The sequence below is a fragment of the Acinetobacter sp. ANC 5414 genome (assembly GCF_013004295.1).
Lineage (GTDB): Bacteria > Pseudomonadota > Gammaproteobacteria > Pseudomonadales > Moraxellaceae > Acinetobacter.
Map to the genome: position 1 here is coordinate 156,926 of NZ_JABERM010000030.1, position 14,527 is coordinate 171,452.

Annotated in this window: 16 protein-coding genes and 1 pseudogene; all 17 read left to right on the top strand. The window is 45.2% G+C overall.

All coding sequences use genetic code 11. The features are described from left to right. Positions 1 to 44 precede the first annotated feature (44 nt). The 17 genes and pseudogenes from HLH18_RS16105 to HLH18_RS13425 all read left to right on the top strand — a co-directional run bounded on the left by HLH18_RS16105 (position 45) and on the right by HLH18_RS13425 (position 14,524). Complete coding sequence (locus HLH18_RS16105; protein WP_250852437.1) at positions 45 to 371, top strand: transposase; 327 nt, start codon at positions 45 to 47, stop codon at positions 369 to 371. Positions 372 to 529: 158 nt separating this feature from the next. Continuing rightward, positions 530 to 724: a zinc ribbon domain-containing protein gene (locus HLH18_RS16110; protein ID WP_350643393.1), complete on the top strand. Its 195-nt coding sequence runs from the start codon at positions 530 to 532 to the stop codon at positions 722 to 724. 262 nt (positions 725 to 986) lie between these two features. Further along, on the top strand, positions 987 to 1,280 hold the full coding sequence (locus HLH18_RS13355; protein WP_171547217.1) for a helix-turn-helix domain-containing protein: 294 nt from the start codon (positions 987 to 989) through the stop codon (positions 1,278 to 1,280). Further along, positions 1,270 to 2,568: a type II toxin-antitoxin system HipA family toxin gene (locus HLH18_RS13360; protein WP_171547218.1), complete on the top strand. Its 1,299-nt coding sequence runs from the start codon at positions 1,270 to 1,272 to the stop codon at positions 2,566 to 2,568. Before HLH18_RS13355 ends, HLH18_RS13360 begins: the two co-directional genes overlap by 11 nt. A gap of 392 nt (positions 2,569 to 2,960) precedes the next feature. Further along, positions 2,961 to 3,112: pseudogene (locus tag HLH18_RS13365) on the top strand (CoA transferase); the annotation flags it as partial. A 353-nt stretch (positions 3,113 to 3,465) separates the two neighbouring features. Next, positions 3,466 to 4,692: an efflux RND transporter periplasmic adaptor subunit gene (locus HLH18_RS13370; protein WP_171547219.1), complete on the top strand. Its 1,227-nt coding sequence runs from the start codon at positions 3,466 to 3,468 to the stop codon at positions 4,690 to 4,692. Then, complete coding sequence (locus HLH18_RS13375; protein WP_171547220.1) at positions 4,689 to 5,912, top strand: ABC transporter permease; 1,224 nt, start codon at positions 4,689 to 4,691, stop codon at positions 5,910 to 5,912. The genes HLH18_RS13370 and HLH18_RS13375 overlap by 4 nt, the downstream gene beginning before the upstream one ends. Beyond that, positions 5,905 to 6,660 (top strand): ABC transporter ATP-binding protein, encoded by a 756-nt coding sequence (locus HLH18_RS13380; RefSeq protein WP_171547221.1) that lies wholly within the window; start codon positions 5,905 to 5,907, stop codon positions 6,658 to 6,660. Before HLH18_RS13375 ends, HLH18_RS13380 begins: the two co-directional genes overlap by 8 nt. A 574-nt stretch (positions 6,661 to 7,234) precedes the next feature. Further along, entirely contained in the window at positions 7,235 to 8,119 is an 885-nt protein-coding gene (locus HLH18_RS13385; RefSeq protein ID WP_171547222.1) for a SphA family protein, read from the top strand. 34 nt (positions 8,120 to 8,153) lie between these two features. Then, positions 8,154 to 9,488, top strand: coding sequence for an acetamidase/formamidase family protein (locus HLH18_RS13390; protein WP_171547223.1), 1,335 nt, complete (start codon positions 8,154 to 8,156; stop codon positions 9,486 to 9,488). A 60-nt stretch (positions 9,489 to 9,548) separates the two neighbouring features. Beyond that, positions 9,549 to 10,751 (top strand): aromatic ring-hydroxylating oxygenase subunit alpha, encoded by a 1,203-nt coding sequence (locus HLH18_RS13395; RefSeq protein WP_171547224.1) that lies wholly within the window; start codon positions 9,549 to 9,551, stop codon positions 10,749 to 10,751. 11 nt (positions 10,752 to 10,762) lie between these two features. After that, entirely contained in the window at positions 10,763 to 11,116 is a 354-nt protein-coding gene (locus HLH18_RS13400) for a hypothetical protein (RefSeq protein ID WP_171547225.1), read from the top strand. Between the two features lie 10 nt (positions 11,117 to 11,126). Beyond that, positions 11,127 to 11,600: a nuclear transport factor 2 family protein gene (locus HLH18_RS13405; RefSeq protein WP_171547226.1), complete on the top strand. Its 474-nt coding sequence runs from the start codon at positions 11,127 to 11,129 to the stop codon at positions 11,598 to 11,600. Positions 11,601 to 11,645: 45 nt separating this feature from the next. Continuing rightward, positions 11,646 to 12,917 carry a styrene monooxygenase/indole monooxygenase family protein gene (locus HLH18_RS13410; protein ID WP_171547227.1) on the top strand — a complete coding sequence of 424 codons (1,272 nt, stop codon included), beginning with the start codon at positions 11,646 to 11,648 and terminating at the stop codon, positions 12,915 to 12,917. Continuing rightward, on the top strand, positions 12,904 to 13,428 hold the full coding sequence (locus HLH18_RS13415; protein WP_171547228.1) for a flavin reductase family protein: 525 nt from the start codon (positions 12,904 to 12,906) through the stop codon (positions 13,426 to 13,428). The genes HLH18_RS13410 and HLH18_RS13415 overlap by 14 nt, the downstream gene beginning before the upstream one ends. Next, complete coding sequence (locus HLH18_RS13420) at positions 13,425 to 14,195, top strand: SDR family oxidoreductase (protein ID WP_171547229.1); 771 nt, start codon at positions 13,425 to 13,427, stop codon at positions 14,193 to 14,195. The genes HLH18_RS13415 and HLH18_RS13420 overlap by 4 nt, the downstream gene beginning before the upstream one ends. Further along, a complete protein-coding gene (locus HLH18_RS13425) occupies positions 14,192 to 14,524 on the top strand; it encodes a non-heme iron oxygenase ferredoxin subunit (RefSeq protein ID WP_171547230.1) in 333 nt (110 codons plus the stop codon). The genes HLH18_RS13420 and HLH18_RS13425 overlap by 4 nt, the downstream gene beginning before the upstream one ends. Positions 14,525 to 14,527: the final 3 nt, after the last annotated feature.

A 14,527-nucleotide genomic window follows, 5' to 3' on the forward strand; every position in this document is an offset into this window, starting at 1 on the left:
AAACTATCTTTAGCCCTACATTCGATGGCAAGATCAAAACTGTGATGATCAGAAAGAGTGCTACAGGTAAGTATTTTGCTTCAATTCTTGTTGAGACAACAGGTACTCTGCCTGTAGCAAGCACGATTGAGGCAGCCAAGACCACTGGCATTGATCCTGGCTTGGAACACATGCTGATCCAGTCCGGCGGTGAAAAGACAGAAAACCCAAGATATTTACGAAAAGCTCAAAAAAGATTAGCCATTCAACAGAAGATATTTATCCGAAAGAAAAAAGAATCCAGGAATTATCAACGCCAAAAATTGAGTGCTGCGCATATCTATGAAAAGGTACACTTTCAACGCTTAGACCTACATCACAAACTCACGTAACATTGATATGTGAAAACCAAGCGACCAATTATGCAGTAGAAGGCGTAGGGATTAAAAATATGGTGAAGAACCGCAAACTGGCTAAATCAATATCTGATGTAGCCTAGGACCAGTTTCTCACCCTCTTGCGATATAGGGCACAATGGTATGGAAAAAATGTGCTTGAGATTGGGCGGTTTATGCAGAGTTTAAAAGCATGTTTGCATTGCGGTTACACGATGAAGAAATTACTATTGAGCATTCACTTCTGGCAATGCCCGGAGTGTTCCACAGTGCATGATCGTGATGTAAATGCCAACCTGAATATCCGAAAGTTCGCTTTAGCTGATGCACTAGGACTTAGTGCTATGTAAGAGTTCCTGTGTCACGATACTTGTCAGCGCCAGTGTGGTATCGAAAGGTGTGGGTAATTATTACCCACATAGGTCGCAAAGATTCCCCCACGATAACAACTTATTGTTTAGTGGTGGGAGTAGGCCAAATAGTTTATGTAATAAAGCCCATTTCTTCTATCACGGTGTTGCTCTTCAATACTTCCAAATTAAATGGATACAATAGTATCCAATAAACTTCAAATTGGTCTATAATGGATACTATTATGTCTGTTTAATTCATATGTCTCGATTTTTATTGCTTGATAATATAGATGTTCAGCAGGCTTTTTCTGTTCATTTACGCCAATTACGTGAACAGGCAAGGTTGTCTCGCGAAGCGCTTGCCGAGCGCAGTAGTGTGCCTGCGGCTACAATTAAAAAATTTGAACTGACCGGACAAATCTCATTCCGGCAATTACTCTTACTTTGGCAATCCTTAGATGATCTTAAGCGTCTTTATGATTTAACCAAAGAATCTAAAATCACAGAAATGCTTCCAATTTCAATTGATGAGGTTTTAAAAGATGAATTTTAAGCCAATTCAAAAACTGAGCGTTACCAGGATATTAACAACAGGTGAGGTGGTTTCAGCCGGTGTTTTAGCGCAAAACACTCAAGGGGTATTTTTCCAATATGACACAGAGTATTTAAGCAGGTTTGGCAATCTTTCACCTTTTTTACTCCAGACCTCAAATATTTTACAATTGGCACCCAAGCAACCACATGCAGGATTGCATGGTTTATTTGCAGACAGCCTACCTGATGGTTGGGGACTTCTCTTACAAGATCGTATTTTTCGTCAACAAGGTATTTTACCTGCCCAAATAACGGCTATGGATCGTCTAGCTTTTGTAGGTTCAAGAGGCATGGGGGGGCTAGCCTTTGCTCCAGCATCTGATTATCATCAAACCTCAGCTTCTGATGAAGTTGATTTAGCGACTTTAGGCTTAGAAGCTCAGGCACTTTTTGATGGTCAGACAGAAGATGTTCTAGCAGCGCTGGTCACTGCAGGGAGTTCAGGTGGTGCACGTCCTAAAGCTCAGCTATTTTTTCCACCTAATCAGCCTAATCAATGTCGAACCACTGCAAAACTCGGGGATGAAGCGTGGCTTGTTAAATTCACCTCACAAAATTTAGCACTTGGTCATGAAGAGGGGATATGTGAAGCTACTTATTTGACTTTAGCGGGACTGGCAAATTTAACCCCCCCTGAATGGCAACTGCTAGATGCTCCAGTAAAAAGTGGTGCTCGGGCTTGGTTAGCGGTTAAACGCTTTGATTGGATAGATAATTTAAATGGTGGATCGAACAAACCTGGTCGTCTACATATGCATAGCGCATGTGGTCTGTTGGATGCGGATTATCGAACACCAAGTTTAGACTATCAAGACTTAATTAAAGCGAGCAGCCAGTTATGTAAGTCACCAGCCGTTGGACAATTACAATTTCGTCGTGCGATGTTTAACTTGTTTGCGTGTAATCAGGATGATCACAGTAAAAACTGGGCATTTTTACAAGAAGATAATGGTCACTGGCAACCGGCACCATTTTATGATGTAACTTTCAGCCCTCATCCTTTTAATGAGCATGCCACCGCATTTATAGGTTATGGAAAAAAACCACCACTTAAAACAATTCAAAAACTTGCAGCTCATGCAGGGTTTGCAAGTTGGAAGCAAGCACAGCAATATATTCATGAAATTGTAGATGTATTATCACGCTTCAGTGAAATTGCTAAAGAGTACGGTTTACATCACAGCACTATTAACGCAATTGAAAAAACGTTGGCAACCCGCCTTGAGGAAAATAAAAATCTAACTTAAATTGTAGATATCCGGTCTTAATAAAGATTGCTCAAATAGCCAGAAATAAATTTTTACTGTAGGTTGATTAGGCTCAATTTTTCTTTCAACATCCCAAGCCCTGTTTCAATTTTATTTCCTTGTCTTAAATTGCACTTATCTGAAGAAGTTAATTTTACAGATTCTATATTTCATATGCTTGATAAGTGTATGAAATATAGGTTATTAAACCTCTTTTATAAATCATTTTTTACTCAGTTTAATGGTGTAAATTCCAGCAATTAAATTGAGTCTCAAACCAAGTCTTTTGCTTCTATTTCGATAACGCTCCACAAGCATATTGAAGGTTTTCAGGCTGCCAAATACATGCTCAATGCCTATTCTTCTTTTATTGATTTCTTGATTTAAGTCGAATTTTGGCAGGGCAATAGGGTAATCAAATATTGGCAGATTTAGGTGCAAAAGTAATTAAAGTTGAGAAACCATTTCAAAGTGATGATACTCGTATTTTGGACCTTCATTTTTAAAAAATGATAAAGGTGATGATACTGGAGAGCCTGTTTATATATCCATAGTTCATTCATAGAAAATGGCAAAATCTTCGACAGGCACGCGTGAAGTATGAAAGCTGTTTATACTCTGTCACGTAGACAACAGCTTCAATTTAAAACGGGTGTTCAAAGTTTATGAACTTATGTACTATCAAATAATCTAAATCATCCTTCAGGGAAGACTTTTATCCTGAGACAGGAATATGCTGGATTTAGATTAAAAAATCAGAGCTGAAATTTAAATTTCATCAAAGTTCTGCAGAACTGACAAGAAAATTTTATGTCTTTATCAACGTATAAAAGAGTACGAATATAGCTGCTCTGCCGATTGTAGTATGATGTTTTTAAACTGAACTGGAGAGGCTCATTGCGCGTTGTTCGCCATAAATCTGTGCTTATTATCATACTGCTTATACTTGCAGCGGGCTTTGCTCTGTTTCGATGGTGGCAGGGACCGCTATTGCCAGCTTATACCATTGCGTTGACACCCTTGGTGCAAACCGTGGTGGCAACCGGGCGAGTAGAGACGGTGTCACGTACTCAGGTTGGCAGTGAAATTACCGGTGTAGTCCTTGAGCGACGGGTACAGGAAGGTGATCAAGTTTCCCCGGGTGATCTGCTTTTAGTCCTGAAATCGGACGAGATTGCTACCCAGGTGCGACAGGCCGAGACTGCACTGACTGAATTGGCAACCAGCAGGCGACCACAGGCAGCGGCAGAATTGGCTAGTGCCAAAGCACAATTAGAACAGGCCAGCCGTGAAGCAGCACGTAGACGTAATTTAGAAGCCGGAGTACTGTCAGCAGAAGAAATAGAGAAGGCTGTTGAAGCTGAAAGATTGGCCCGCAACAACTTTGAGGTGGTACGTTTAAGAACGACAGCATTAGCACCGGGTCAAGTCGAGGAAGCTTTGCTCCGTGAGCGTCTTGCGGCGGCACAAGCTCAATTGGCCAAAACAAAAATACGTGCCGAAGTCGCAGGTACGGTGCTGACACTTGATGTGGAGCCAGGCGATCTGGTACAACCTGGTCGGACATTATTTACGATTGCACTAAATGGTAATACGGAAATCCGAGTGCCGTTTGATGAACGAAATTTACCCCGGTTTGCCTTGCAGCAAAATGCTGTAGTCATTGCTGATGCCTACCCGGATCAATCTTTCCCCGCCCGTATTAATTTTATTGCACCGAGTATTGATCCACAGCGAGGTACGGTAGAGGTAAGGTTGCTGGTAGATCCCGTGCCCGATTTCCTGCGTCAGGATATGACCGTGTCGGTCAATGTCGAAACGAACAGACGAGAGCGGGCCTTGGTTATCCCGAATGATGCTTTAAGCAGCATAAAGGGAAATAAGGCGGTGGTGCTGTTGGTGCGTGATGGAAAGATACACCGTCAGCAAGTCACTTTAGGCTTACGTGGTCTGGCCATGTCGGAAGTGGTTTCAGGTTTGAGTCAGGGTGATCAGGTATTGGCTGATGCTGAGTCCTCATTAACAGAGGGTGCGCGGGTACGTTTAAAGCAACAAAACAAATCATTAGTAAATCCTGTTGATGACACAGATAGCAAAAATGAATTACCGGTGAAATTCGATTGAAAAACTTTTTCGGGCGGCTTTGGACGGAATGGACCATCGCGATCAGTTTTTTGCGCGAGGGACGTGCGCAGTCCATCATGATCACTGTGGGGGTTGCAGTAGGTGTGGCGGTAATCGTATTTATTACCGCTTTAATTCAAGGGTTGCAGTCAAATATTGTCGAACGTACTTTGGGTACTCAGGCGCATATCCGTTTGCTGTCACCGGATGAGGTGAATCAGATTGTGCCGCCTGCAGCAGGGACTGTACAGTTGCTGCAGGAAGATAAACGGGCACAGCGGCTGCGCTCGATCAATAACTGGCAGCAGATTACCGAGACCTTGGATCAATTGCCTGTATTGACTGCTGTATCACCTGTGGTGTCTGGACCTGCATTTGTGCAGCGTGGTGAAGCAGTTGAATCGGTCGCGTTGGTCGGTATTAATCTAGAGCGCTATCAACAGATCATCCCGCTGAAAGAATATCTGTTGAGTGGTCAGTTGCGAGTGGGTGCTGGCGATGTGATGATTGGCAGCCAATTGGCCAAAGATCTGGGCGTACAAGTGGGGAGCAAACTGCGACTGGATACTGGTCAGCAGAATAGTGCAGTGGTCAATGTCTCCGGGATATTTGAACTGGGAGTGCGCGAACTGGATGCACGCTATGTTTATCTGGACTTGAAACAGGCACAGTCGCTACTCAGTTTACCTGGGGGAGTCACGGTGATTGACTTGACCATCGCAGATATTTTTGAGGCAGATAATATTGCTGCACAGATAGGTCGCTTGACCTCATTGAAAGCGGAAAGCTGGATTAAAACCAATGCCCAGCTTATGAATGCGATTACAGCGCAAAGCCTGTCGACCAATATGATTATTGTTTTTGTGGCAATTTCTGTGGCCTTTGGGATCGCCAGCGTCATGTCGGTCAGTGTGGTGCAGCGCACTCGGGAAATTGGCATTATGCGTGCGACGGGTGCGACCCAAGCACAAATCTTACGAATTTTCTTATTTCAGGGTGCAATATTTGGCTTGCTGGGTTCGGTTTTAGGCAGTGTTGTCAGTTATGGATTGGTATGGGTGTTTAATACCTTTGGCCCCGGTTTGTTTTACATTCCTCTTTCGATAAATCTGGTGATACTGGCACTGTTACTGGCCACGCTGACTGGCGTGCTGGCTGCGGCTGTTCCATCGCGCCGGGCAGCTGCACTCGATCCAGTGGAGGCGATTCGTCATGTCTGATCAGTCTCAGGAGGTGCTACGTCTGGAGGCACTGCGTAAATCTTATAATATTGGTCAGCCCAATGAGGTGGAAATATTACATGGGATTGATCTGTGTATTGAGCGCAAGGATTTTGCTGCGCTGATTGGCCCGTCTGGTTCGGGCAAAAGTACCTTGTTGAATATTCTGGGTTTGCTGGATAAACCTAGCAGCGGTGAGCTTTATTTACTGGGTCAGGCGACGAGTAGTATGGATGATGCTGGACGTACTACTTTACGTTGTAACAGTATCGGTTTTGTCTTTCAGTTTCACTACCTTATCCAGGCCTTTACCGCCTTAAATAACGTACTCATGCCGTTGATGCTGACTCAGGGCAAACCAGATAAGCTTGCACTACAGCGGGCGCGTGAATTGCTTGCTGCGGTGGGTTTAGAAAAGTTTGCCGACCGTAAACCCAATGAACTCTCCGGTGGTCAGCAACAGCGGGTGGCGATTGCCCGAGCGCTGATCACTGAGCCAGCATTACTGTTAGCCGATGAACCCACAGGCAATCTGGATACTAAGACAGCTGCAGAAATGTTTGAACTCTTTCGTAAAGTACATTATGAACACGATTGTGCTGTGCTGCTGGTCACCCATGATCCACGCCTGTCAGCAACCTGTGATCGAACCATTAATCTGGTGGATGGTCGTATTGAAAGTGATTTGAAAAATAATAAACCAGATGTGTCATCTAAAGTGCCAAGTGATAAGAGCGACAGGGAGTAACCACTTTATTGCTGCTGATCATGAAATTTTATAATGACATGTGGATGTATAGCGATTTAATCAATATGCAAAGCCGATTTGTCATGTGAAGCAAAAATCTTCATTTTTGGCAGCTACCAATGTACATGCACTTTTAGTGAGCATTCTCCTTTAGCTAAAGGAGAATGCTCACTAAAAGTATTCAAACCGTACGGTTCTTCATTGTACTCCTCGTTTAACCATACGCTGATAGACCTCATCTGCTTTCCTGCGACATCGATTCCAAAGCTTTCATTGGTGTGGTTCTTCTTATTTAAGAAATTTAAATTCAATTTCTACAATAAAACTATTCAATCAACTTTGTTCTGTAGATAGGTATATCTACCTATCTAAATAGGCATTCTTATAGCTGCTGTCAGCACTTTCCTTATTTCGTTACACGATTTTGATTATCAGTGTTTCACTTTTGCCTGATAAAAACACTGATTCATCCTTATATTTCGCAGGCAGGTTCTCGGACTAGATTAAGTCATGAACTTAGTGGGGGTTAAACCCTCTATTGAGGAAGACTTAACGATCTGAGGGATTGCTGCAAATGATAGCTAAATATCTAAAATCGATAGTATTAACGACAAGTCTTTTGAGCTGTACGCCATTTGTATTTGCAGCTGAAAATGGTGGCAGTGCTTATCCTGATGGCACAGAAAGCTTTTTGGGTGGTGCAATGCCACCTCCAGGTACCTATCTGGTGAATTACAACCAGTTTTACTCGGCAGACAAATTCAAAAACGATCATCCGGTATTTGATGATTTCGAACTTGATACTTTTGCCACTGTCGCACGCGGTATCTATGTCAGTGACAAAACATTCTTAGGTGCTTCCTGGGGCATGCATGCCTTCCTGATCTATGCCAATGCCGACATCACTTTGGGCGGCGGGCAGGATGACAAAACGGCTCTAGGCGATGTGATTATCGATCCATTCCTGTTGGGCTGGCATAAAGGTGACCTACATGTCGCTACAGGCGTGGATTTTTATATTCCTGTGGGGTCTTACAACAAGAACAAGCTCGCCAATATCGGTCGTAACTACTACACCATTCAGCCAATTGTTTCTGCGACTTATCTGAACCAGCAAGGCATCGAAGTCAGCACCAAGTGGATGTACGACATCAACTTTGAAAACAAAGACACCAATTATGAGTCGGGCAATGCCTTGCATGTGGACTATATCGTTGCCAAACATATGGGGCCGCTTGCAGTGGGCGTAGGCGGATATGTGCATCGCCAGCTTGAAGGTGACTCCGGTGAAGGGGCCGTACTAGGCGATTTCAAGGCAAAAGCAGCCAGTATTGGTCCGCAAGTGCGCTACCAATTCGCTAAAGGCATCGCAGTTGCCGCCAAATACCAGAAAGAATTTGACGTCGAAAACCGGCCTGAAGGGCAGAAATTCGCACTTGATATCACAGTTCCATTTTAAACAGACAGTTATTTAAAACTATAGGGGTAATACGATGAAGATTGAAAATCAGGATTATGCAGCAGGCAGTACCAACGCAGTGGACTATTTGCTGGTCAATGAATTTTCGGGCGGTATTGTCGGTCCAAGCCAACGCATGCTTGGTCCACTGAAAAATGGCGGAACATTAAAAACCGGTACTCCTCCGGGCTGCTGGGGTCCAATGATTACCCCTGCATTCCAAGGTGGTCATGAAGTGACATTGCCTGTGTTTATTGAAGGTGCAGAAGTTGGTGATGCAGTTGCACTTAAAATCAAGAAAATGAAAGTGACCTCGATTGCGACTTCTTCAGGGGTCATGAGCTTCGTTGAAGGGCGTTACCACGGCGACCCGTTTGTGGCGAAATACTGTAGCGCATGTGGTACTGAACAGCCGGCAAGCTATGTTGAAGGCATTGGTGAAGATGCCATCCGTTGCAAAAACTGTGATGCAGAAGTCAGTGCTTTTGAATTTTCACACGGTTATGTGATCGTGCTGGATGAAGAAAACAAAGTGAGTTTGACGGTCAATCAAGAGATTGCCAACAAACTTGCCGGCAATGCCAATGAATTGTCTGCACTGCCTGAACATGCAGCGCAACATTCAATTTTGTCACTGGCACGTGCCGATATGCCTGGAGTCGCAGCACATATGCGTCCCTTCCTGGGCAACATTGGTACCACGCCTTCACGTGACCTACCAGACTCACACAACTGTCATGACTTTGGTCAGTACCTGATTAATGCACCGCACAAATTTGGCATGACGGAAGAAGAGCTGTTGGCTGCAAAAACCGATGGCCATATGGACACCAACTCAATCCGTCCAGGGTGTATCTTGATTTGTCCGGTCAAAGTGCCAGGTGCAGGGGTGTATATGGGTGATATGCATGCACAGCAAGGCAATGGTGAAATTGCCGGTCATGCAACAGATGTCTCAGGTGAAACAGAGCTGCAAGTGGAAGTGATTAAAGGCTTAAGCATTGATGGTCCAATCCTGCTGCAAGCAGCAGATGACTTGCCACCGATGGCACGCCCATTCACCAAAGAAGAACGTGAAAAAGTCAAAGCACTTGGCGAGCGTTGGGGACAAACCGAAATTGAAGAAAGCGGTCCGATTACTTTCATGGGCACAGGTAAAAACCTGAATGATGCCACTGAGAATGCCTTAAACCGCGCGGCGAAAACCACAGGTCTAAGTGTTGATGAAGTCATGAACCGTTGCACGATTACCGGTTCAATTGAAATTAGCCGTCTGCCGGGCATGGTGCGCGCAACCTTCCTATGCCCAATGCCAATTCTTGAAAAACTCGGGATTGCTGATCTGGTACGCGAACACTATCAACTTTAATGGACGCTGCTGTGGTGCTGCCACGGCATATCTAAACTTTTAATTGAAAAGGAATCTCAAATGAACAGTGAATCTAAATTACGTTGGGGCGAGCTATACCCAGAACTCGGCATCGAACCCATTCCAACAGAGCCGTGTATTTCTCCTGAAATTTACCAAGAAGAAATCGACAAAGTATTTTCTAAAGTCTGGCTGAAAGTCGGTCGTGTCGAAGAAATTCCAAAGAAAGGCGATTACAAGGTCAAACGTCTGGATTTTGCTAAAACTTCCGTAATTCTTATGCATGGCAAAGACGGCAAGATCCGCGGCTTTCACAACATCTGTTCGCACCGTGGCAACAAGGTTGTGGTGGAAACTGACAACGAAACTTTTGGTTCAAGCAAAGCAGCAGTGGTGACCTGTCGTTTCCATGGTTGGGTTTACGATGCCAAAGGCGATCTGGTCAGCGTGCCTGAAGAAGAGAAATTCACTTCTTGCTTCGATAAAGGTCATAACGGTCTGGCACCAGTCCGTACTGAAGTCTGGGAAGGCTTTATCTTCATCAATTTGGACAATGAAGGCACCCAAGGTGTAGAAGAATTCCTGGGCGGTATGGGTACACATTTAGGCGGTTATCCGTTCCATGAAATGGAAGAGTGCTTTGCTTATAACACAGTACTGAACTGTAACTGGAAAGTCGCTCACGATGCCTTTGCTGAGGCCTATCACGTGGCAACCATTCACGCAGGTTCTTTCCCTAATGTCTTTGCATCTGGCCTGCAAGAAGTACAACTCTTTGGCGATCACCGCACATGTGCAGTTTGCTTAACCAAAAATGCCAATCCGAAACCGGCTGCGGCACTTTCCGGAGAAATTACCGGAGCATCACTGGTCAATCACTATGAGCGGACGCAACTCCCGAGCTCAGTGAACCCGAATGACCGTGATGATTTTTCATTCGAGTTGTCTGTGATTTTCCCAAACATTCTAGTGCATGTCACTGAAGGTGTGTGGTTTACCCATCAATTCTGGCCTGTCGGTCATAACCAGACCCGTTGGGAAGGTCGTTATTACCTACCAAAAGCGAAAAAATATTCTGAGCGTTGGGCACAGGAATTTGCACAGGTTTTACAGCGTAATGCATGGTTAGAAGACACCGCAACCATGGAAGACACTCAAGAAGCACTTGAGTCAAAAGCGAAAAAAGTCATGCACTTGCAAGACGAAGAAATTCTGATTCGTCATGGCTATCACGTTCTTGAACAATATCTGAATCGCGCATAAGGAGCATTCGCATGACACAACTTATTTCACAACTCCCTGCTGATTTTGCTGCCCTTGAACCTTTTGTCACGAAGTGGGCTTTGGGAACCTCAAAACAACGCCATCAACAACGATTGCAATCGACCACTGCTGAACTGCAAGCATTCTACGATGCAATCTTGCCAGAAATGCGCAAACTTCTGGCTGCACTCGATGAATATGCGCTCGGCACCTTGCCGGAAGAACTGCACAAGTTGTACTGGCTCAGCCTGAGCTTTGCGGAAATTGCGCCACATATCGAACTGTATAAAGGTTCAGTGGGTGTGCCTTATGCCTTTGAAGAAAAACGCTTTGTCTATGAAACAGGCGATGTGGTGAACGTTTAAAGGACTGAATATGAGCCAACACCATCTGGAAGCGCGTTTGCAATATCTGGAAAGCTGTGAGGCGATTCGGAGTCTGGTGGGTCGGTACGCAACCGCGGCTGACCAACGCAACAATCCCCAAATTTTACAACATTTGTTTCATGATGACGCGGTCTGGGCTGCAAATGGCTTTGGTGAATATCAGGGTCGTCAAAATATTTTAGATGCGCTGTCGAGCATTGCCGAAGCACAGATTCTGTGGAGTCTGCACATTATGGCCATACCGGATATAGAGGTGATCGATGACCACAATGCCACTGCAACGTGGATGCTTTGGGAAGTGTGTCACTTCGCCAAACTTAAGGCTGAAAATAATCAGCCTGCATCGACCCATTGTTTAGGTGGTTTTTATCAGTCCGTCATTCGCCGAGATGAAGACGGGACTTGGAAGTTTGACCGCGTGGATCTGAATCTGACCTTTAACCAACCGTATCCCACGGCGTAAATACAGGTACTGCAAAGATCGCGGCCCCAAAGAGGAATTTAGAAAATGAGAAAAATTGCAATTATTGGTGGTGGGCAGGCAGGTTTATTACTGGCGTTCTCATTACTCGAACATAAATATGAAGTGACTTTATATGTTGACCGTCCTGCAGATGAACTGTTGCATGGTCGTATGGTGAGCACCACCATGTTCTTCGCCAACACGCTTGAAGTTGAACGTAAACTGGGCCTGAACTTCTGGGATGGCAAAGCCTATCATGGACAGGCAATTCATGTCGACTTCCGTGGTCCAGACGGTACGGTTGCGCTGCCTTTAACCGGATTCTTACATGAGAACAAAGGCATTGCCATGGATCAGCGGACCAAGTATCACCGCTGGTTAGAAGAATATCCACGTCGTGGTGGCAAACTGGTCATTCAAAACGTCAGTCCTGAAGATCTGGAAATCATTTCTGCTGAAAATGATTTAACCATTCTTGCTGCCGGTAAGGGCAACATCACCAGTTTGTTTAAACGTAATGAAGCACGTTCGGTCCATCAAACCCCACCTCGTAAACTCGCTGCAGCCTTGGTTGTAGGTGATGACCTGTGTGGTCCGGACAGCTGGCAAGGGCAGCCTTCACAAACCTTGCACTTCAACTTCGTTGCAGGTGCAGGCGAATATTTCAGTATGCCGTTCTATAGCCATACCCATGGCCCATGTCGAAGCTTCCTCTTCGAATGTGTTCCAAACGGTCCAATGGATATCTTTGATGATGTCAGCAGTGGCGAAGAAATGTTGCAGCGTATGAAACAAGCGGTTGCCAAAGTTACGCCAGACCAAAGTTTCCACATGGTGGATAACATGGAACTCAGTGATCCAAATGCGTGGCTAAAAGGTGCATTCCGTCCAGAAGTTCGTCATCCAGTCGCACAGCTTGCCAATGGTGCAGCGATTTGGGGCATCGGGGATACGGTGATGGTCAATGACCCGATTGCAGGTCAAGGAGCGAATAATGCCACACGTATGGTGGAGCATTATTTACAAGCCATTCTTGAGCATGGTGATGCAGCCTTTACTGCTGAGTGGATGACGCAAGTCTTTGATGCTTTCTGGGAATATTCAGGTCGTTATACCACTGAATTTACTAACCTGTTGTTGAATCCACCAAGTGAAAGTCTGCTTCAGGTCTTGGGTGCAGCAGCACAAAACAATATCATTGCAGATGATTTCATGGGGCACTTCAACCATCCACGTGGTTTCTGGCCAGCGGTTGATGGTGCAGAAGGCGCAAAAGAATACCTGTCACGCAAGGAGTTTAATCATGCAGCTGCCTGAAGTGTTATGGCAGGATGTTGATCTTGCTGAAGCGAAATCGCTTCGGCAGGCCTTCGGGGGCTTTGCCACAGGTGTCGCGATTGTCACCTGTTTGGATAAGCAGCAACAGCCTGTAGGGTTAACCATTAACTCATTTAGTTCAGTGTCTTTAGACCCAGCACTTGTTTTGTGGAGTTTAGTGAATCATTCACCAAGCCGTCAGGTTTTTGAACAGGCGGAATATTTTGCCATCAATATTTTGGGAGCGGACCAGCAGGACGTTGGCCTGAACTTTGCCAAGCCGATTGCCGATAAATTTCAGCATGGCGTGTGGAATATTGAACAGTCTAAAGCACCAGTACTAGAAGGTTGTGTAGTGCAGTTCGTTTGCAAAAATGAAAAGCAGATTGAAGCCGGGGATCATCAAATTTTCCTTGGAAAAATTGAGCAATGCCGTCACAGCAATCAACGTCCATTGCTGTTCTGCAAAGGACAATTCAATGAGTGGCCGCAGTACAAGGAGGTTTCATGACTGATCTCAAGAATAAAGTGGTGCTGGTCACAGGAGGAGCGACTCTCATTGGCCAGGCTGTAGTCAAAGAATTAAAGGGCTTAGGTGCCGAAGTCATCATTGCCGATATTAATGAAACCTTGGGACAGCAAGTTGCGACTAACACCAATGCGACGTATGAATATCTGGATCTGGCAAACGATGACAGCATTCAGGCATTAAGCGCAAAACTTATACAACTGGATATTTTGGTGAATCTGGCCTGTCTGTATGAAGATCATGGATCTCAGTCGACACGTCAAGATTGGCAAAATACCTTTAATGTGACCGTGTTTGGTCATGCAGCATTGGTACAGGCATGTAGACCAATGCTGCAGGCCAGCAATGATGGGGCTGTAATTAATATTAGTAGTGTCAGCGCCCGCATTGCTCAAAAAGAGCGCTGGGTCTATCCGGCATCCAAAGCAACCTTGGAGCAGCTGACCAAAAGCATGGCCTTGGATTTGGCGGCAGATGGTATTCGTGTGCATGCTTTATCTCTAGGCTGGACCTGGTCGGTGCCGATGCAAATGATTTCTGGCAATGATCGTCCGAAAACCGATCGTGTTGCGGGTCGTTTCCATGTTCTGGGTCGTATTGCCGATGCTGAAGAAGTCGCACAAGCCTTAAGCCTGTTATGCAGTCCAAAAGCCAAATTACTCACCGGTAGCACCATCCATGCCGATGGCGGTTATCACACCTTGGGGCCTGAAGCGACAGATTCACCAATTGAGGAGTTGAGCGCATGAATATTCAAATGACCAATATTGCAGAAAAATTTCTTTGCCTCACCTCGGATGTTGAACAAGGCGAAGGTTTACAGGTGATTATCGACGGTTATCCACCACTGGCGGTTTTCCACCTCGAAGATGGTGAATTCTATGTCACCGATGATACCTGTACCCATGGTGATGCATCGTTAGCCGATGGCGAAATTGATGGCTGCGAAGTGGAATGTCCGTTCCATGCTGGCGCTTTCGATATTAAAACCGGTGAGCCGTGTGGTGCACCGTGCAGTATTCCACTCAAAACCTACACCTCATTTGTACGTGATGGTCAGGTCTATTTAGTGGAGTAATGC